This is a genomic window from Microbacterium sp. B35-04 (assembly GCF_010634885.1).
Lineage (GTDB): Bacteria > Actinomycetota > Actinomycetes > Actinomycetales > Microbacteriaceae > Microbacterium.
The window spans coordinates 1-19,545 of record NZ_MWLP01000012.1 but is presented as its reverse complement, the minus strand read 5'-3'; the positions used below and the strand labels follow the sequence as shown (position 1 = coordinate 19,545).

The following is a 19,545-nucleotide window of genomic DNA, read 5'->3' as shown; positions in this document are numbered from 1 at the left end:
GACGTGCGATTCGCACCTGCGGAGTGTGACGGGCGTCGAGGCGCTCGCCGCGTACAGCGGAGGCGACGCTGCGCATGTGACGCGATCCACCGTGATCGCCGGAGAGATCAGCATCGACTCACTCGACGCCGAGGAGTTGCGGCGTTGGGTCGACGGCCACGACCCGCACACCGACGAACACCGGGGTCGTGAGCTGATGTCATCGACGGCGGATCTGATCCTGGACGGGACCATCAACGCGCCGAAGTCCTACAGCATCGCCGCGCTCATTAGTGGGGAACTTGCGGCTGAGTTCGAGGCGTTGCAGGACCGGCTGCGGGATCGGGTCATCACGACGTGGCAGCGGGAGCTGAACGCGCGTCGCGGCGCCGGCGGCAGCATCCGGGAGCCGCTGCACCGGGTCGAGGTTGTCGAACTGCAGCACCGCCGCTCCCGGGCGTTGGACCCGCACATCCACCGGCATCTGTGGCTGGGCGTGAAGGTGCAGGGTGTGGACGGGAAGTGGTCGAACGTCGACTCGCGGGTCGCGATGAGACTGCATACCCTCATCAATGCCGAGGGGGAGCTGGCGGCCCGCACCGACCCGGAATGGATCGGGGCGCTCGCCCGCCACGGCTACACCCTTGACGGTGATGGCGAGATCTCCGAGCTTGCGGGCGTGGTGCGGCCGTTGTCGCGGCGGTCGACGCAGATCGAGGCGAACCGTGCCGCACTGCTGGTCGAGTGGCGGGCCGCGCATCCGGGGCAGGAGCCGGGTCACGATGTGGTGCAGCAGATCGACCGGTTGGCGTGGGCGCAGCACCGGCCGAACCAGCCTGGTGTGGTCGACGAGGCGCAGTGGGAGCAGCTGATCCGCGACGAACTCCTTGTGGTCGACCCCACCCTTCTTGATGGACGCCCCGCCGCGCTCGTACGCGCCGTCGCCGTGGAGGAGCTGGACCGGGAGTTGTTGGCGGCGCGGGCGGTGGTCGATGCGGATGCGCGGTCGACGGGTTGTGGGGGCCGGTTCAGTTCGTATGACATCCGCGCTGGCGCGACCCGGGCGGTCGCGGCATCCGGGGTCGTCGCCCGCCGGGCCGACCTGCAGGAGGTCATCGACGACATCGCCGCACGTGCCGCAGCTCTGACGGTCGACCTCCTCGACGGCGAGACGCGCCCGGCGCACGTCAAGTCGTTCATGGCCGCCTCGACCGCCGCGCTGAAGGTCGAGCTGGCCCGCCGGTTCGACAGACTCACTCGCCCGGGCAAGCCTGTCGAGCGAACCGAAATCGCACGGTTGAGCGCCCAGGTGCTGGCGGAGGATCTGGCGTTGGATGACGGTCAGACGGATGCGGCGGCGACGATCGCGGGGACGGACCGGCTGGTGTCGGTGACCGGCCCGGCTGGAGCGGGGAAGACCACGATGCTCCGCGTCGCACGTCTGGCCCTGACACGACAGGGGCGACGCCTGGTGGTGGTGGCGCCGACGAAGAAGGCGGCGTCAGTCGCGGGACTGGAGATCGGGGCGACCGCCTCCAGCCTGCATGCCCTGCTCGCCGACCACGGGTTCCGGTGGGGCAAAGACTCGGTCGGCGCGGAAGTGTGGACGCGCCTGGACCGCGGGGAGACCGACCCGCGCACGGGACGCGTCTTCGACGGACCACGCCGGTTTCCGCTGAACGTGGCGGATCGGGTGGTGGTCGACGAGGCGGGGATGGTCGACCTGCATACCGCGAACGCGCTCGCCACGCTCGCGGAGGAGACCGGTGCGGGGATCGCGATGGTCGGCGACCACCTGCAGGCGATGCCCGTCGGCCATGCCGGGGCGATGGTATGCATGACCCGCCGCGCGACCGCCGTCGTGGAACTCAACGCGGTGCACCGGTTCCGCGACCCGGACTATGCCGCGCTGACGTTGCGGATGCGGGAACCGGCATCTAAGGAAGATGCCCTCGCGGTCGCTGCGGACCTCGACGACCGGGGGTTCATCCATCGGGTGGCCGACGCTGACCAGGCCCGCGAGGTGATGGTCGAGGCGTACTTCCGGTGGGCGAGCGCCCGCAAACGCGTCGCGTTGGTGACGAGCACCAATGAGGAAGCTGACGCGATCAACGAGGCCATCCAGCAGCGTCGCCTCGAACTCGGCCAGCTCGATCAGCGCCGGATCGCGATCGGGCAGGACGAGCAGCGGCTGCTGGAAGGCGACGTGGTCCAGACGCGACTGAATGACCGGCGGACCGGTGTCGAGAACCGGGCGCTCTGGGCGATCCGCCGCATCCTCCCCGACACCCTCGAGCTGGCGAGCATCAACGACAGCAGCGACCTGCGCAGCGTCAGCCGCGACTACGCCGCCACCCACGTACACCTGGCCTACGCGTCGACCGTGCATGGCATCCAAGGGGAGACCACCCACGCCTCCATCGTCGGTCCCGGTGTGGACGCATCAGGGCTCTACGTCGGGATGACCCGAGGGCGGGTTCACAACGAGACCACCGCCATCGCCCACACCGCGGCGGCGGCCCGCGACCAGGTCGCTGACAGCATGCTGCGAGGCATCCCCGAAATCAGCATCGACGACTCCATCCGCGCCGCACGCACCGAACTCGGGCGCGCCGCCCGCGACCCCGATCCCGAAGAGCCGGCGGTCCCAGCATGGAACGACCGAGTGCGTCGCCCCGCCGGCACGAGCCCCACAATCGGCCGGGCGATCGCGACTTATCGGCAGGATGCCGCCACCCTGCACGACTCCCTCGAGCGCATGGCGGACTGGATGACCAGGGCCAGCCGGTCTCTGCAGGGCGCTGCGGCGCACCTGGCCACCCGCGACGCTCTCCAGCATGGCCGGGACGATGCAGAACGGTCGAGCGAGGATGCGGCGGATCGCCGGGCCGTCCTGGAAGAAAGCGTTGCGGGCCGGACTTTACAGTACCGCCGGGCCGCGGAGGAGTACTCCGCGATCGTGCTGGCGCTGGACGACGCGGTCGCCGAGCGCGCCCTGCGAGCAGCACTGCCGGCTCTCGACCGCGCACGGGAAGACCAGGCCCGCGCCGCACAGGACCGGGAAGTTGCGCCCTCATTCGCCGTCGCTCCGTCCAGTCATTCGCTCGGGTTGTAGCGGCGCACAGAGGCGCAGCAGGGGGCGCCCGCGCGCGAGTGGCGTTGAGGAGCCGGACATCGTTCGGATCCGCCCGATAGTGACTCCTGCGGCGGGCTCAAGCAGACTCAGTGCTCGTGAGACGGGTATCCGGGCTCGATCGGTGTGACCGCGTTGGCCCATACCCAGCACCGCAGTTGCCGGTCGCCGATGGTGAATTCGATGCCGCAGGCAAGATCGTTCCAGACCACGACGACCCCGTCGACGAGCATCGCGTGCGGCCCGAATCGCACCCACGCCTTGCAGGGCTTTGGCTGCGGATCACGGGTCACGGGAAGCGAGCCCGCCTGCAGCTCGCCATCAGTGAGGGATTGCAGCGGGAACTCAGCGGCGATGCGCTGCAGGATGCGCGCGTCCATCTGCCGGTCGTAGTACGCGGCGTACCGCTTGTTCGTTCCCATGACCCGGACATCCCCCTCATCCGGCAACAACACCACCCTACCCAAGCTCGAAGAAATGTTCTATTCTCTGATGCCATGGTGGGAGTGACGGTAGAACACGAAGTGACGCTCTGGATGGTCGACGACATTCCCATCCGGATGTTCTTCGCCGGGCGACGGTGGAAGGTCACGGACACGCCGACACGGTTGCGGGACTCGATCTGGGCGGCAGCCCACGGTGAGCGCGGCGGGCTGTATGGCTGGCGGTTCCAGGCGACCGACGATTCCGGCGAGGCGGTGGTGTTCGACGTCTACAGGACTGAGACCGACTGGCACGTGCACCGCTGCTACGCCTGAAGGTGTGCAACGAGCGCCGTGTCAGGTGGAGGGGATGCTGCCGATGACGACGATGCGGCAGGAGTGACAGGCGTAGCCGTGGCCGACGTCGCGCAACACGGCACCGCACTCGGGGCATCGTGGTGTCTGCGCGTCATCGAGAACGTCGATCACCCTTCGAGCGTAAGCGTCTGCACCCCGGTCGGTCGCCACGGACTGGCGGTGGGCAGAAGAGCGGGGCGAGAGTACGCTGACTCTCGCCCCGCTTGCTTGTTGGTTCAGGTCAGCGGACGATCCCGGTGCCGGCGTACGAGGCCGGTGCCGCTACCGGCCCCGTAGCGGACTTGTCCGCGTCGGGGCCGTTAGCTTTTGGGGCGCGCTCCACCGCGACCGTCGCGAACTTCAGCGACGCGCCGACGTTGTCCGCGACGATGTCGCGGGTCTCACGGGTCTGACCAGTCTCCTTGTCGGTGTAGGTGCCGAATCGGAGGTCGCCGGCGACGATGACGCTGTCGCCTTTGCGGAGCGAGTCGGCCACGTTCCGGGACTGCTGGTTGAACACGACGACCCGGTGAAACACCGTGCCGACGTCTTCCCACCGGTTGGTGGTCTCGTTGAGGCGGCGGTCGTTGACGGCGATGGTGAACCGGGCGTACTCGTTGCCCGACTCTCCGGCGCCGTGTTCGGGGTCACCAGTGAGGTTGCCCTCGATGGTGACCGGGATCCTGGTGGTCATACTTCTTCCTTCCTGTCCGGAGACGCCACGGTGACGCCTCGGTGGGCATGGGTCTCGCTGACCCACGCGTCCCATTCCTGCTCGTCGGTCGCGCTCGACCACGAGCGAGGTCTCGTGCCGCTATGGCCGCTCGCGCACCCGGCTCCGGCGCGGCTGAGGCGGGGCGTCGCGAGGGCCAGTCGTTCGTGCCAGCCGATAGCGCCAAACCCCGCGTCGCTGGAGTCGAATGCTGCGAGGTGAGCGACGTGCAGCGCCGACAACTCTTCGACTAGCGCGCCGTGCTTCCACCAGCAGTTCGGGACCACGCTGACGGGGATGTCGTAGCGAACGGTGAACCACTCCACCCAGTCGCGCAGATCCGCCCACTCGCGCGGGGCATCCTGATCCGGCATCCTCTGCCAGTCGACCGCGTGGAGTCCGATCGGCTGCGAGGTATCGGAACGCGCATGGAAGCCCGCGAGCTCGGCGGCGACGAGGCGCTCGATCTCTTCGGGGTCGTACTCGTTCACGACGACTCCTCCGACGCGGTGAGCTTGATCCGAAGTCGTTCGAGCGCGAACGTCGACGCGTCCCTGCGGGACCGGTAACGTGCCAGCACGACATCGCGGTCGATGAGGCGGTGCAACAGGTCATGACAGTACGGGTGCAGCGGCACGAGGTCGCCATGCCGTTCGAACGCGCGCCACGCGCCGTCGACGAAGCGAACTCCGGCGTAGTCAAGATGGTGAAGCTCGAGCTGCTGCTTGCGTGCGAGTCGCCCGCACGCGGCGCACGAGAGCGGACCACCGAGCTGCTCCTGCTTGCGGAACCACCGGCCCCGGCGAGCAAACCATGCCGGCGACCGGAGAAACTCCGATCTGTAGGAGTTCCGGAGTGCGGACTTTCGGCGGTTCGTCACTCGTCCTTCACCGCCTCGGCATCCACCACGTCGGCGGCGGTCTGCACGGGATCGGTGACGACTCGGGACGCATCGTCGAAGACCTCTCGCTGCTCGGTCTCGGTGTCGCGCTTGCCCGTCTGGATTGCGCGAGCATCACGACGCTCATCCCATCCGGCCAGATCGAGCAGCACGCCGCGGCGGTTGCGATAGGCGAGCAGGCCCACCGTCTGCGGCATCCTTCGAATCTCGTCCACCGACATGAGCGGCAGTCGCTCGTGCTGCTCGCTCGTGGAGTGGCCCGTCTCGCGTGTCGACCACGACCGCTGTGTCCGGCGTGTCTGCCGGGTGCCGAGGAGCGTCTCGACGTCGCGGAGGTGATCGACGTGCGAGGCGCCGCCGAGCAGCACTTTGGCGGTCGCCGCTGCCCAGATGGTGTCGGCCTCGGCGCGGGACCATGATGTCTCGGCCTGCGAGAGCGCCTGCAGCACGACGAAGGTGCAGATGCCGCGGCCGCCGCCGTCGGCCATCACCTGCGGGAGGTTGCCCCACCGGAACATGTTGGCAATCTCGTCGAGGATGAGTCCGAGCGGGTGGCCGAGTCGGGAGCCGGGGGAGGCGAGCGCGCGAGTGCGCGCGACCTCGACGACATCGTCGAGCAGTGCGCCGAGGAATCCGCCCATCGCCGATGCGCCGGACGCCGAGCCGATGAGGTATAGCGTGTTGGCGGCATCCAGAAACTCGCGCGGATCGAACACGCGATCGCCGGGGCGAGGCATGAGCGCCTCGCGAATCTTTGGCACCGCGAGCGGGGCGACCGCACCCTGCACCCCAAACCAGATCGACGAGACGAGCTTGTCGTCGCCGGCGAGCGTCGCCTCGAGGTTGTCGCCCCAGCCTGGCGCACCGTCGGCGCGGAGAATGTCGACCGCCTTTCGAGCGACGACGGGGCTGGTTCCCCAGTTGTAAAGGTCGGCGATGGTGCGGTCACCGACGGCAGCAGCGTGCAGCAGACGACCTAGCACGGCACCGGATGCCTGTGCCCATTCGCCGTTCGTCGTCGACGCTCCGAGAGCGGTGCCCGTGATGATCGCGGTGCCGCGCTGCATCGCAACGAGCGGATCCTCGCAGCCGGCGATCGGCGAGACGCGGAGCGGATGCCGCACGCCGGAGAGCCCCTGTGGGTCGAAGACGTGAACGTTGCCACGACGCTCGCGCATGCGCATGGTTGCCGTGAGGTTGTCGTTCGTCGTTGACGTGGTAACGAGCGGACCCGACCAATCGAGGATCGCTGAGATCAGCACGCGGTAACCCTTGCCCGAGCGAGGCGGTCCTTCGAGAGCCACCGAGTCCTCAATCGAAACGAAGACGTCCATGCCGCGAGAGCGGCCGACGCGCCAGCCGACATCGGTCGCGCGCGGGTGCGCGATGTCGGGCCGCAGCTGACGTGCACGGCTAAGCACGGCCTTGGCGGAGATGTGCTTGCGGATCTCGGATGCCTCGGCGAAGCCCGTGCGAGATCGGAGGTCGGCGATGAAGGCGGCGTCGGATTGCCGGTACCGCCGGTAGGTGATCAGTCCGAGCAACGCGAGGCCGAGGACCAGCCCGACAGCGACGAGGTCGATGATGCGGATCGGGAGGATCGGCAATTCGCAGGTGGCGGATGGCGTGAAGGTGGCGGGGTCGCCGCTCAGTGCAAGCCACAGTCCGGAGAAGATATTGCGGGCCTCCGGCCGCGACTCGCACACCATCTGGGTGACGATCTCCGCAAGGAAAGTGAACACGAGGCTGAGCACGACCGAGATGGCAATGATCACGGCAACCGCCTTGCCGAGCATCCCTTGGTTCATCAGTGGCCCACTACAGTCCTCGGGCGGCCGCGGCCGCGACTCGTAGCCACGCGTCCCTGGTCGCTGGACGGAGGTCGTCGAGTCGCAGCGGTCCCGACTTGAGCGCGGGGTCGAAGGGAATCCGCTCGACAGTTCGCACCTGGTCGGCGAACCCGTTGGCGATCGCGGTACCCGCTGCGGCACCGCGCGACTCAGCCTGCGTGACCACGACCACAGCGTTGTCGGCGAGGTAGCGAGAGCGGTCGTCGCGTTGCCGCAGGGCATCCAGGAGGAGCGCGGCTGACTCGGCCGACTCGGCTGAGGAGATCGTAGGAATGACGAGCTGGTACGACGAGTCGATCATCCGGAGCCAGCGGTCGGCGGACTCGTCGTTGCCGGAGTCGAAGATCACGACGCGGTAGTAGCGGGCGGCGACCTGCATCAGCAGATCGAACTCGGCCCGGGCGATGCGCTGGTCGGTGGCGAGCAGTTCGGGGTTGGAGCGGAGCACGTCATACCGGTCGATGGTCTGGTGGTGTACGAAGCGTGTGATGTCGGAGACGGATGCGGTCGGCGCGAGTAGCCCGGTGGCGGCCGGCAGGAGGTCGCGGATGGTGGTGTCGTACCGACCCTGTTCAGTGCGCCAGCCGAGCGTTCCGCGGGTGTCGTTGTTGTCCCAGGCGAGCACGTTGCCACCGCCGTAGCGGGCGAAGACGGCGGAGATCATCGCGGTCGTCATGGTCTTGCCGACGCCGCCCTTGCCGTTGACGACGGCGATGGTGCGGCATCCGGCCCACTGCTGCGACGCGTCGCGCTCGTTCTCTGCGTGGTCTGCCGCAGCGCGGGATGGACCGACGGGGATGCCGAGTCGGGTCAGGGTTCCTCGCCACCCGCTTTTGGGCAGCACGGTCGGGTTCGGAGCAGTGATGAAGGAGGTGCGAGAGCGAGGCTCCGGGACGGAACTGCCATGCGCGGAGGACTGCCCCGGAGCCTGTTCGCTCACCTCCTTTCCCTGTTGCGATGGGTCGGTGACGTCTTCTGAACCTGTGGGTGTCGCGGGAGCGGCGACGATCGCGCCGTCGGCAGCGACGAGAAGGTGGTGGTCTCCGCGGTCGCCGGTGGTGATCAGTTCGACGGGGGTTCCGGAGCGTCGAGCTTCGGCAGCGGCGCGCAGGACGATCATCTGGCGGATGTCTTCTTCGTCTGCGGCCGCGATGGGCTCGGCGCGACCGTCCGGGCTCGTGAACGTGGCGATCGTGCCCGTGATCGTTGCGTACGTGCGGGGCCGAGTGTCGAGGCTCATCACGGGGCCTCCTTCCAGGTGGCATTGAGCCAGCCGTCGAGGCTGGCGTCGGCGGGGGACGGCTCCGGCCAGTACCGGTCGAGGTCGTCGGAGTCGATGAATCGGAGAGCTCCCTCGTCGCGATCGGGGGCTTGCATCGCCTCGTCGGTCTTGAAGAGCTCGTACTCCCAGTCGGTCGACGTGGCGAAGCAGTCGACGACGTACGCGTGTTGGCCGACGTACGCGAGGAACACTCCCATCCGCAACCGTCGTGCGTCGTCGACGTGAGTGGCAGGGATGTTCAACCGGTCTCGTAGGCTCGCGATCTCTTGGTGGTTGACACGGAAGATGAACTTGTTCTCGATGTCGCCGACGATCGAGTACGCGAGATTTCGCTCTTTCGAGTCGGCATCGCCGACGGCATCGAGGTCGCCCATCTTGTGCAGGATGACGATGTTGCTGATCCCGTAGTGGCGGGAGAGCTTCAGCCACTGCTGGAACATCTGGAGCGCTGCGAGATTCGTCATGTCGCGCCAGCCCTCTTCACGGATCAGGTAACGGGTGCGGCCCGCGGATCGGTCCGACACGACGGCCTGGATCCACGCGGTCGTGCATACCTGGGTGAGTTGCGCGACCAGCTCGCTACGCGCGAAGAGTTCGGACGTGTCGACGACGACGATCGGGGCGTCCGCGTCGAACGCAACCGTTGACTCGTCCTCGAACAGGCCCGAGAGGTCGCCGTCGACGAAACGACGCAGCACGAAGCGCGGCTGGACGGCACCATCGGAGAGTCGGAAGTCGGTGCCGGCATCGTCGACGATCGTTCCGAGCTGGTCGTAGACGCCCCGGAGCGTCGGCCGGTCGCCCGTCGCGACGATGCATCGTTTGAGGGCTTCGTGGATCGCAGCGTGCTCCACGGCGGTGAGCCGTGTGCCTCCGAGTGCCATCTCGACAAGTGAGATGAGGGTCGTGATGCGTCGTTGCCGTACCATCTTCTCGTCCTGCTCGTCGTCGGCATCCGCTCGGCGCGGCCCGCGGTCGAGCGGGTTGAGGCGTGCGGCGCTCCCTCCGCCGATCCGGATGACCACACCACCGGGGACCGCCTCCGCCACGGCGACCCACTCGCCCTTCGGATCGGAGGGCACCACCGCGCGGTGTCCGAATGCGATCGAGCGGGTCACCAAGGTCTTCACTGTGCCGCTCTTGCCCGCCCGGTACGCACCGAGCACGAGGAGGTTCGTTGAGAACGTTCCGCGACCCTCGCCGATGGCGTACGTTTCCCACGGTGAGAAGTGCCACAGCGCATCGGCATTGAGGTCGACGCCCAGGACCGGTCCCTTGTGACCGAGCCCGGCATCCGCGACGAAGGGATAGATGCCGGCGATCTGGCGGGACGTCGCCTGGTGCGCCGCGATCGACGGTCGCGCCAGATTCCAGTAGCCGCCATCCGTCAGCCCTGGACCGAATGCCCCGGGGACCGCCGCCTCGGGCATGGCGCGGTCGCGTCGCTTCGGCTTCCGAGGCTCCATGTCGCGAGTGGTACGGCTGACCTCCCGCTTGAGGTCGCGCCGCTCGCGCTTGGAGAGCTCGCGCGACTCGAAAACGGCTGCCTGGCGCGCCATCACTTCATCCCCAGGCCGATGGGCAGCGCGTTGACCATCAGCGCCTCCGCCTGTTGGCAGTAGAGGGTCTGCGGCTCCATGCCCGCTCGCGCGAGCGCGTTCCGCATGCCGGCGATCGCCTGATCGAGCCTCGCCTCGTCCGGCGCGGTGACGGTCAGGTACGCGCCATAGCGGAACTCGCCGTGACCGGCGACGATCTCCTCCTCCTGTCTTTCCAGCGCGTCCCAGTCCGCAGCATCGGCCGCGGACCCGTCGGCGCCGCGCTTGGCTCGAAGTTTCTCGTTCCCGCGCCAGATTTTCTTGTCGTCCTCGATCCGCTTCATCGCCTTCTTCACTGACACCGGCGTCAGCACGATGGAAAGGATGTGAGTGATTGCCTCACCGGTGGACGGCATCCGAGCGAACACGATCGGCTCGACGAAGCCGATCGCGGCATCCGACCGCGGCCACTCGTGAATCCACATCGTGGTGTGCACGCCCGAGTCGCTGTAGACCACCCCGTTCTTGCCGCGCGGCTCCTCGAGGTACATCGGCCCGATCGCAACGGAGTCGACACCCATATTGTCGTCGGGGCGGTTCTGCACGTTCGCGGCGAACTCCGGATCGAACGCAACTCGTGTCAACGCGGCGACATCGCGCGGCGAGAGCCAGCGGCGGACCGTGATCCGCGAGGCACGCAGCGCGTCGGCGAGGTTGCGCGCTTCGAGCGCGGCGAGCGACTTCACTGCGCCCTCGCCGCCGCCCAGCGCCTTCAACTGAGGGCCGAGAGCGATGAGATCGAGGGTGAACGTGAGGTAGTTGCGGTGCGACACCGCGAACGGCTCGGCGCGATTCAGCACCTGCTCGTAGTTGCGGTTGACCGGCGATGCCGCGTCCAGTCCGCGCTTGATCATCACCGTCTCGTAGTGGTCGCGCGCCGCGCGGATGGTGGTCGGGATCGTTCGCTCCTGCAATACCGCGCGCTTGACCCCGGGGCGCTGTGTGAACGACGCCAGGACAGGCGACCACTGCTGGGCGAGGTCGAAACGCTCCGGGATGTCCTTCATGAGAAACCCCTCGACCTCGACCTCGGCGGTCACAGACACGGACCGATCGTGTGGGTTGTAGACGCATGCGACACCCTCGACGTCCCAAATCTGCACGGACGCCCGGATGCCGGGGAGGTTGAGTGTGCCTGCAACATGGGGACGCTCGGGTCGGTAGATGTGCTTGGTGGCTCCGAGAGTGTGGCGGAGCTGCTTCATGAGCCAGAGCCCCGCCTGCCTGGGCGCCGAGTCGCCATGCACGGTCACGAACGCGAATGCCCCGATCGGGACATAGATCGGCGCGCCGTAGAGCAGTCCGGGAGGCCCGAATCTGTTGACGCAGATCAGCACGACGATCGCTGCGACGGCGACGCACGCGAGCTGCCAGCTGTCCATGCCCATCACGACGCCCTGACGGGAGCGGCGCGGCAGCCGCACTGGTCGGGAGAGATCCTGAATTGTCATCACGCTGTCCTCTCAGTGCGCGGAGGTGGGGGAGTGCTGGTGGTCGTACGGCCGCGCTGCGGCGACGTAGCTGAGTTGGGCCTCGGACTCGACGGTTGCGAGGGGGTCGACGCTTGTGACGGACCGGCGGAGCCCGAGGGGCCGGATGGCCTCGAGAGACCGAGCGGTGGACCACCGGAGGAGCGACCGCCGCTGGCTGACGTGCCGCCGGTTGCGCCGGCGGATGTCACCCCGGCGGGGGTCGCGTGGAATCGGCTCGGGATGCGAGCGGCAGAGCGCGCTGCGTTCGACGCAGCCCGCCCCGCCCCGGACCCAATGCGGGAGCCGACCGAGTCGGCCGCAACGGCACCGACGAAGCTGAACAGGCCAAACACCGCGAACGGTGCGAAAGCCACCAGCACGAGTCCGATCAGCAGCGGCCACGACTGCGGATCCCAGATCGTCGTCACGTTAGCGAGGCCGTTGACGATCAGGGTCATGAACCCGATGGTCAACGGGCCGGTGAGTAGCAGCACCGCGACGGCCGAGACGTAGCGGACGACCCACTGCGGTCCGACGGAGCGCACCGGGTACAGCATCCATGCGATCGGTCCGACCGCGATCAGGGCGGCGAGCACGATGTTCCGGAAAGCGAAGACGAGCATCAGCAGCAGCATCCCGATCATGAGGAGTCCGTGGATCACGAACGCGAAGAAGTAGTTGGCCTGGCCGCCCGCCCACATGACCGACTGGAGGGTGGAGAAGAGTCCTTCGGGGCCGTCGCGATTCATGACGTACCAGGTGAGGTCATCGATCGCGTTCAGAAGGTGGCCGCTTGCCCACAATGTGATCGCCGTGGCAGGGAAGGCGATGAAGCTGCGAACGATTGCTCCGATGAGTTCGGAGCGGTCGCCCGAGACGATGGCGGCGGCGATGGCCCACACCATCGCGCCGAACAACACGGCGAGGATCGCCCATTGCCAGAAGGACCACTCGGTGATCGCGGCTGTCCAGAGGACGGAGGAGGTGTCGAATCGCATGTTCTGGGCGACGGCGAACATCGCGCCCGTGGCGGATAGCGCCATGCCACGGCCGGCGTTCTCGAACGTGAGGCAGACCACGTCGCCGAGGGAGCATCCATATTCGACGAGGAGCGGTTTGCCTCCGCTCGCCTTGATCGCCACGACGTGATCCTCATAAGTTGTGCAGAGAGTCGCCTTGGACCCCGCCAGAAACACGTTGATGAAGCACTGCTGCGGTTTGATGTCGGCAGTGTTCTGCGGCGTGCAGGTGATCTGCGCCCCGGCTTGCAGACAGTCGACGGGATACGCGGGCGACGACCACGGTTCTCCAGTCACGGATGCCGCGCCCGCCGCTGCTCGCGGGCCTTGCGCCGGCATCGCCGCCTGGGCTGGCACGAGCGAGCTCATCGCGAGACCGACGCCCGCGAGGCATCCGATCAGCACAGCACGCCCGGTACGCATCAGAATCCGAAGTCGAAGTTGATGAACCACTGGAAAAGGCCACTCGCGGCGCCGAGCACCGCGGCGGCGATGAAGATCCAGACGATGTTCTCGCCGGCCCAAGTACGCACCCGGTCAGACGCGAGGCCACGGAAGGCGAGAGCCGCGCCGGCGATGATCAGCATGATCAGGACGACGATCATGGCGCCGGCGAGGATGTACGACGCGACGACTTGGAACCCCTGGAAGAACGGCGCCGAGAAGTCCGGCTCGATGTCTGGGATATCGACATCCGCCGGATACGACTGTGAGTAGTACATTGTGTGCTCCCTTGGTTGGCGGTGGCGTCACTTGAGCGGAAGGCCGAGCGCGGCCATGAACGGTTGCGGATCGATGGCAGTTCCGTCGCGCTGTACCTCGTAGTGCAGGTGACAGCCGAAGGAACGGCCGGTGTTACCCTCGGCGCCGAGCGGCGTACCCGCCGTGACGTTCTCACCGACGCTGACGCGGATGGAGTCCCACTGCATGTGGCCGTATAGGGTGACCAGCTCGCCACCGTGGTCGATGCGCACGGTGTTGCCCCACCCGTGGAAGGAGCCCGCGGTGATGACACGTCCGGCGCCGGCCGCGTAGATCGTCGCGCCGCAGCCCTGCGCCATGTCGTAGCCCTGGTGATTCTTGGAGCAGTAGTTGCAGCCGTTCACCGGGTTGTGGCCGTAGCCGCGCCCTTTGGAGTAGCCACCCGCGAGCGGGTATCCCCACTCTCCGTTCGCGGCGGGAACGGGCTGCGCCTTCTCGACAGTGCTCACGGACTGACCAGCGACCGCGAAGGGGATCGTGATGAGCGAGGTCAAGAAGAACGCGGTGACGAGAGTGAAGAAGAGGACTGCCCCGATCACGATCCTGCGGCCGGTCCTCGTGTTCGCGAGGGCTGTGGCGGCGGCGACCGGGGCACCCATGTCAGGGCTCCAATGACCCCGAGATGTAGCGAACGACCTTGCAGTCTCCGGGCTGCTGGACGGTGTTCGGGGTGGGAATCGATCCTTCGCCGCAGAGCACCTGAACGCTCACGCGCACGGTTTCGTCGTACGACGATTCGGCGCCCGTGGCGTCGGAGCGCGTGAAGGTCAGCAAGACGTCGGCGGTTCCAATGCGCATATCGCCGGAGGCGTCATCGGGCACCTCGCTGTACGTGATCTCGCCACGCACATCGGCGGCTACCCGGCCGGCCTCGTTCGCGAGCGAGTCCCACTCCTCTTCGGGCAGCACGACTGCCTGCCGCAGCTCCAGCTGTGACGCGCGCAAATCGTCCTCGCGATCCTCCTCCGACGTGTACCGCGTGTCTGGGGTGAACCACGTGTCGAGGTAGGTGAGCCAGTCGGAGCGGGTGCTGTTCTGCGTATCGAAAGTGGATGCCGCAGCCAGCGCCGCGCGGACGTATACGTCGGCATCGGTGGTGATCGGCTCTGGGATCCAGCCGTTGTCTATGACAGAAGAATCGACGAACGCCTGGCCAGGTTCGTCCGTTGGCCTACTCGTCGGTGTCGAACCGGCGGAGGGCAGCGGTGACGGAGTCGTCTCCGGGGGCTGAGCGAGGAGGGAGGTCAGCGCGATCACGATGATCGCCACGACAAGGATGGCGCCTCCGACCAGCGCCCACACGAGGCCCCACCTGTTGCTCTTGCGTGCGTCCGTCATCGCTCATCCTCCTCGATGGGGAGGACGACGACCGTGACTGACTCAGCGCCCGACGGCATCATTCGTTCGCCGCCGGTCCGTCTAAACGTTGCGTACTCGGATATTGACGGGTGAATCGTGCTTTGCTCAGGGCCTCTCGTGGTCACCATGGCAGTGCTCCGTCGCCATGTAGCGCTGACATCGGTGTCGTTCGTGCTTGTGCGCTGGCAGGCGCCGAGCAGTTCAGGGCGACGCCTGCCGCGCTGCATGCTCCCGGGGCCCTTGACATGAGGGAAGCGTATAACACTACACTCGCGATGTGAAGTACTTTTCGATTCGCTCGCGTAGACGCGGCTCGAACGGTGCGCCACACTGGGCAGGTGCCCCGATACGCCCGCCCCGCGAACAGTGACTACGCGGAGGATCCCATCAACGCTCTCGGGAACATCATGCAGGCGACCATCATCGGCCACTTGCGGAAGCACCCGGGCCAGACGCGGGCGGAGATCGCCGATGCTCTCGAGATCCCGAAGATGACGGTCGCGAACGGTCTCGAGAAGCTGCTTGACGCCGGGCTGATCATCGCGGATCCGCCGCGGGACGTCGCGATTCGCGGGCAGCGAGTGAGGTACATCGTCGACGATGCTCAAGTCACTGAAATGGTGATGCGGCTGAATCAGGTGTTGGGGGAGTTCTAGCAAGTTGGCTTCACTGAGCCGTATGCGGTTGATTGCGGCAGGTCCTGGCATCGATGGCCCTTCTGGGGAGGACGGCGCGGGTGGCGCCGCTCCATCAACTTTGAGCATGCTCAACCGCGTTGCGTCTCAGCTTCGCACCACGTGTCAGGATCGGCAACCGTTGAATTGAGCATGCCCAATGCGTAGATTGGGCATGCTCAACACCAGCGATGAGCACTCATCGGCAATGCCTTGCCTCACCCGAGGGCGAAGGGCGGTCAGCAGACATGACAGAAGACGAGAGCAAAGTGGCGGCGGAGGACTTGGCGAAACGCCTGCGGCTGCTGCTCGATGTGGCGATCGCGGAGACCGGCGAGGAGCCGACCTTCTCGCAGATCGCCGCCTTCGTGCAGAGCAGAGGCGTCAACCTGTCGCGATCTCGGTGGACCTACATCGTGAACGGTCACCGGTATGTCCAGGATCGCCCGCTTATCGAATGCATCGCGGAGTTTTTCGGCGTGGAGGTTGGGTTCCTCGTGGGTGAGGACGGCGCTCCGATGCCCGCGAAAGTCAGCGCGCAGCTTGACCTGGTGCGATCGATGCGGGCCGCGAAGGTGAAGTCGTATGCGGCCCGAACGTTAGGCGATATTTCTCCGGCGGCGCTCAGGGCAATCAGCCGGTTCTTGGACGAAGAAATGACGCACACATAGAGGAGCTCGTCGGCAACCGTGGAAGCCGACGAGCGGCTCCTCGCCGAAGGGATGTGATGACGCTATGAACATCAGACAGACCGTTTCGACGGCCATGACTGACCTTGCCCTCGGCGAGGCCTTCTCGTTCGACGATCTCGTCAATGCGTTGCAGCGTCGCAGACAACGCCCCCTTCGCATTGTGGAACTCGCGGAGCTGAACGACCAAGACGGTATCTGCGCGCTGTGGCTGATGACCGACCATGAGGACCTTGTCCTGCACGCGCGCAGCGACTCCGCGCTTCACCGGCAGCAGTTCGTGTTGCATGAGCTGGCCCACATGATGCTCGATCACGGTGACGACCAAGGGATGCCCACTCCGGACTTTCTGCTGCCCGACATCGCTCCAGATACCCGTCGGCGGCTCCTTGGCAGGCAGGATCTGGTCGCGGAGGACGAGATCGTCGCCGAGACCTTGGCGGATCACCTCGCCGCCGCGATCCGAGGCTGCGTATTTCACGAGTCGAGGTTCCTGGAGATCTTCGGGTGATCCCTGTCCTCGTATCCGTCTTGATGTGGCTGCTCGTCGCGAGCCTTCTCATATTGCGGTGGGGGCGAGCTGACCGCAGCATCACGTACTCCGCGGTGACAATCGCCGTATCGATGACTCTCAACATCGATCCGGTGTACGTCGCGGTCGATGATGCTTTCGCGGGTGCCAACATCGCGACCCTCGTCGCGGACCTGGCGCTGATGGTGGGGATCTTCTTCCTCGGTCGCGGCGTTGCGAGAGCGAGCGAGTACCAACCACGCGCCGTCAGGATTGCCCTGGGGAGAACTGTGCTCGCGGTCGCTCTCGTCGGCGTTGTCTTCGCATTCAGCCTGATCGACCGGGGAGGCACGACGACGTCCTTCATGCTGGACCTCGGCGCGCAACCGGCCGCAGCCGCGTACTCGATCATCCAGTTCGGGTATGACGGCGTTGTTGTCGCCGTGATGGCTGTGGTGGCCGCGAGGCAGACTGCGCAGAGCAGGGGAATGCAGCGGTTGCCGTCGACCTTGCTGCTGGTCGGAAGCCTGTCGGGAGTCGCTTTGGCTGCGACCGTCCTCGTCATGGACGTGGCGCATGTCGCCGGCAATGTCGGCTTGATGTCCACCGTCTCGACCATCTACGGGCCGCTATTTCTTTCGACTTTCCTGTTCCTCTGCTTGGGCCTGGCGGGCCAGCCGGGCGTTCGCTGGGCGCTGGCGCGGTCGCGCGAACGGCGAACCCACGAGCTCGTGCGCCAACTCACCCCGACATGGCGAAGAGCGGCTCAGATACGGCCAGGAATCAGCCAGGGCGACCTGGCAGGGCTTCCTCTCGAGGACTCGGAGGCGCAGCTGCATCGGCAGGTGGTGGAAATCCGGGATGCCGCGATCGATCCTCGCGTTTGCTTCAAGCTGAATAAGCAGGAGCGCGTGATGGTCGACGACGCAGAGGCCCACCTTCTCGGGCAGGATCCAACCGAGGGGCGTAAGCCTGTTCCACTTGCCGGTGAGTCGAGGGAGGCACGTTGAGGCGCATCGTGGCCCTGGCTGTCGGCATCGGTGCCATCACTGCGGCTTTAGCCACCACAGGCCTCCTCATCGCACGGCGTTTGACCGCGCCGCCCGGAGAGCGCGTCTACGATCTCACGATTCGCGGCATCGTTCGAGATGGCGAAGCGCTCGCCGTCGTCCTTGACCGCAACTCCAAGACAGAAGCGCGGGGTATCTACAATCTCTGGCTCGAAGGCGGCGGCTGGGTGAAGCTCGGTGCGGTCGTCGGCGAAGGGTCGGCCACAGTGACGCGCACGGTCGCTGGAACGACGGCACACGCTGAGTTGAGCGTCGGCCAACGCGCCTCGTGGAGCGGCATCTACTACCGGGATCCTCAAGACGCCTGCCTCGACGCGGTCGACATCGACATCGCGACGCCGGCTGGGCCGGCGCCGACGTGGATAATTCGTCCGGCGACGAGCGGCAACGATGTTTGGGCAATCCATATCCATGGTCTAGGCAGTTCCCGCGCCGGCACGCTCCGGGGTGTCGAGGTTGCCTCCGAACTTGATCTCACGTCACTAGTCGTGACGTATCGCAACGATGGCGAAGGCCCGACGGTCGGTACTGGTCGTTCGACGCTTGGCGCGTTAGAGAAAGATGACGTACGCGAAGTCATGCACTACGCGATTGATCGGGGCGCGCGCCGTATGGTGCTGTTCGGCTGGTCGATGGGGGCTGCAATAGCACTGCAGCTCGCGGCGGAGGATGAGTTTCAGGGTTTGATCGATGCTGTCGTGCTCGACTCGCCTGTCCTCGACTGGTCGGCGGCCATCAACGCGAACTGCGCGCGTGTGGGCTTGCCATCTTGGTTCGGGTTTCTGGCCGGTCCGTGGCTGCGGAACAGAGTGCTGTCCGACTTGGCCGGGCTCGAGGCACCCATCCCGCTTGATCGATTCGATTGGGTCGAACGTTCCGCGGACCTTTCCGTCCCGACTTTGATTCTCCAGGGAACAGGTGACTCGTCCGCGCCCTTCGCCGTCTCGAGCCGAGTTGCAGAGCTCAGACCGGACCTAGTGCGTTACGAGTTGTTCCGGGCAGATCACACGATGACTTGGAACTCGGACCCAGAGCGGTGGCAGTGCACCGTCCGCGAGTGGCTGGCGTGCCGCACACGCAGCTGAGAGCTCCCCTGCTCCTCGTTATGGCTGAAGAACCTCCGGGCACTCCCTGAAATACTGCCGCGGCTTAGATTGCCCTGCTAGGGAGCGCCTAGCTCCTATCTCCCGTGCTGGATAGCGCAATAAAATATGTGTACGCTTCAGTATTCGTACGCCGCGTATGGCGCGGTGGGCCGATGTATGAGTTGAGCACCATCGAGTTCTCGATTCTGTTCGCCCGTCGCAGGTACGTTTCGAGCCGAGGAGGTCTCGCGCACATGAGCTATACAGAAGCCGCAGCTCACCCAGGATTGCCATCGCCGTTGCGCGGACAGGTGGCGATCGTGACCGGTGCCGCGCGGGGTATCGGACGCGCGATCGCCGAGCGCCTGGTCGCCGACGGTATTCGCGTCACCGCGTTCGACATTGCCACCGACGTCGAACACACCGCAGCCGAGATCGGCGCGAGCAGCGCATCCGTCGTTGATGTCAGTGACGTCGGGGCGCTGCAGGCGGCGATCCATCGGACGGCCACAGTGGCCGGGCGGCTGGACATCCTGGTGAACTGCGCCGGCACGTGCGGCCGTGAGTCATTCGAAGGGCTGAGTCTCGACGTCTGGCAACGGGATCTCGCCACCAACCTCACGGCGTCGGCCTTCGCGAGTCAGGCCGCGGTGTTCCCGCATATGCGGGA

The 19,545-nt window shown here is 66.4% G+C and carries 21 protein-coding genes; 8 read left to right on the top strand and 13 right to left on the bottom strand.

All coding sequences use genetic code 11. The features are described 5' to 3' along the window. Positions 1-76: 76 nt before the first annotated feature. Positions 77-3,094: an AAA family ATPase gene (locus B1729_RS03460; protein ID WP_239539363.1), complete on the top strand. Its 3,018-nt coding sequence runs from the start codon at positions 77-79 to the stop codon at positions 3,092-3,094. A gap of 107 nt (positions 3,095-3,201) precedes the next feature. Here B1729_RS03460 and B1729_RS03455 read toward each other — a convergent pair whose 3' ends face one another. Next, positions 3,202-3,534, bottom strand: coding sequence for a hypothetical protein (locus B1729_RS03455; protein WP_163630709.1), 333 nt, complete (start codon positions 3,532-3,534; stop codon positions 3,202-3,204). Positions 3,535-3,609: 75 nt separating this feature from the next. Here B1729_RS03455 and B1729_RS03450 point away from each other — a divergent pair, with 75 nt between their 5' ends. Further along, positions 3,610-3,870 (top strand): hypothetical protein, encoded by a 261-nt coding sequence (locus tag B1729_RS03450; RefSeq protein ID WP_163630707.1) that lies wholly within the window; start codon positions 3,610-3,612, stop codon positions 3,868-3,870. A gap of 21 nt (positions 3,871-3,891) precedes the next feature. Here the strand turns inward: B1729_RS03450 and B1729_RS20860 are convergent, their stop codons facing one another. From B1729_RS20860 to B1729_RS03395, 12 genes are all read right to left on the bottom strand, one after another. Further along, positions 3,892-4,023, bottom strand: coding sequence for a hypothetical protein (locus B1729_RS20860; RefSeq protein WP_275575834.1), 132 nt, complete (start codon positions 4,021-4,023; stop codon positions 3,892-3,894). Positions 4,024-4,132: 109 nt separating this feature from the next. Then, complete coding sequence (locus B1729_RS03445) at positions 4,133-4,585, bottom strand: single-stranded DNA-binding protein (RefSeq protein ID WP_163630705.1); 453 nt, start codon at positions 4,583-4,585, stop codon at positions 4,133-4,135. Beyond that, positions 4,582-5,094, bottom strand: coding sequence for a hypothetical protein (locus tag B1729_RS03440; protein ID WP_163630703.1), 513 nt, complete (start codon positions 5,092-5,094; stop codon positions 4,582-4,584). The genes B1729_RS03445 and B1729_RS03440 overlap by 4 nt, the downstream gene beginning before the upstream one ends. Next, positions 5,091-5,483 carry a hypothetical protein gene (locus B1729_RS03435; RefSeq protein ID WP_163630701.1) on the bottom strand — a complete coding sequence of 131 codons (393 nt, stop codon included), beginning with the start codon at positions 5,481-5,483 and terminating at the stop codon, positions 5,091-5,093. Before B1729_RS03435 ends, B1729_RS03440 begins: the two co-directional genes overlap by 4 nt. After that, complete coding sequence (locus B1729_RS03430; protein WP_239539360.1) at positions 5,480-7,279, bottom strand: type IV secretory system conjugative DNA transfer family protein; 1,800 nt, start codon at positions 7,277-7,279, stop codon at positions 5,480-5,482. Before B1729_RS03430 ends, B1729_RS03435 begins: the two co-directional genes overlap by 4 nt. A gap of 43 nt (positions 7,280-7,322) precedes the next feature. Next, complete coding sequence (locus tag B1729_RS03425) at positions 7,323-8,594, bottom strand: AAA family ATPase (RefSeq protein WP_163630697.1); 1,272 nt, start codon at positions 8,592-8,594, stop codon at positions 7,323-7,325. Then, positions 8,594-10,195, bottom strand: coding sequence for a hypothetical protein (locus tag B1729_RS03420; protein ID WP_163630695.1), 1,602 nt, complete (start codon positions 10,193-10,195; stop codon positions 8,594-8,596). Before B1729_RS03420 ends, B1729_RS03425 begins: the two co-directional genes overlap by 1 nt. Then, positions 10,195-11,685, bottom strand: a complete 1,491-nt coding sequence (locus B1729_RS03415) for an SCO6880 family protein (protein ID WP_163630693.1) — start codon at positions 11,683-11,685, stop codon at positions 10,195-10,197. The genes B1729_RS03420 and B1729_RS03415 overlap by 1 nt, the downstream gene beginning before the upstream one ends. After that, entirely contained in the window at positions 11,685-13,148 is a 1,464-nt protein-coding gene (locus tag B1729_RS03410; RefSeq protein ID WP_163630691.1) for a hypothetical protein, read from the bottom strand. Before B1729_RS03410 ends, B1729_RS03415 begins: the two co-directional genes overlap by 1 nt. After that, positions 13,148-13,447 (bottom strand): hypothetical protein, encoded by a 300-nt coding sequence (locus tag B1729_RS03405; protein WP_163630689.1) that lies wholly within the window; start codon positions 13,445-13,447, stop codon positions 13,148-13,150. Before B1729_RS03405 ends, B1729_RS03410 begins: the two co-directional genes overlap by 1 nt. A gap of 27 nt (positions 13,448-13,474) precedes the next feature. Then, positions 13,475-14,086 carry a M23 family metallopeptidase gene (locus B1729_RS03400; protein WP_163630687.1) on the bottom strand — a complete coding sequence of 204 codons (612 nt, stop codon included), beginning with the start codon at positions 14,084-14,086 and terminating at the stop codon, positions 13,475-13,477. A 1-nt stretch (position 14,087) separates the two neighbouring features. Further along, entirely contained in the window at positions 14,088-14,825 is a 738-nt protein-coding gene (locus B1729_RS03395; RefSeq protein WP_163630685.1) for a hypothetical protein, read from the bottom strand. 428 nt (positions 14,826-15,253) lie between these two features. Here B1729_RS03395 and B1729_RS03390 point away from each other — a divergent pair, with 428 nt between their 5' ends. From B1729_RS03390 to B1729_RS03365, 6 genes are all read left to right on the top strand, one after another. Continuing rightward, positions 15,254-15,502 (top strand): MarR family transcriptional regulator, encoded by a 249-nt coding sequence (locus B1729_RS03390; RefSeq protein ID WP_163618446.1) that lies wholly within the window; start codon positions 15,254-15,256, stop codon positions 15,500-15,502. A 266-nt stretch (positions 15,503-15,768) separates the two neighbouring features. Beyond that, positions 15,769-16,191 carry a hypothetical protein gene (locus tag B1729_RS03385; RefSeq protein WP_163618445.1) on the top strand — a complete coding sequence of 141 codons (423 nt, stop codon included), beginning with the start codon at positions 15,769-15,771 and terminating at the stop codon, positions 16,189-16,191. Positions 16,192-16,285: 94 nt separating this feature from the next. Continuing rightward, a complete protein-coding gene (locus B1729_RS03380; protein ID WP_239525968.1) occupies positions 16,286-16,720 on the top strand; it encodes a hypothetical protein in 435 nt (144 codons plus the stop codon). A gap of 113 nt (positions 16,721-16,833) precedes the next feature. Further along, positions 16,834-17,730: a hypothetical protein gene (locus B1729_RS03375; protein ID WP_239539359.1), complete on the top strand. Its 897-nt coding sequence runs from the start codon at positions 16,834-16,836 to the stop codon at positions 17,728-17,730. An 8-nt stretch (positions 17,731-17,738) separates the two neighbouring features. After that, positions 17,739-18,875, top strand: a complete 1,137-nt coding sequence (locus B1729_RS03370; protein WP_239539356.1) for an alpha/beta fold hydrolase — start codon at positions 17,739-17,741, stop codon at positions 18,873-18,875. 320 nt (positions 18,876-19,195) lie between these two features. Further along, on the top strand, positions 19,196-19,545 hold a 350-nt coding region (locus B1729_RS03365), incomplete at its 3' end, for an SDR family NAD(P)-dependent oxidoreductase (RefSeq protein ID WP_204318847.1).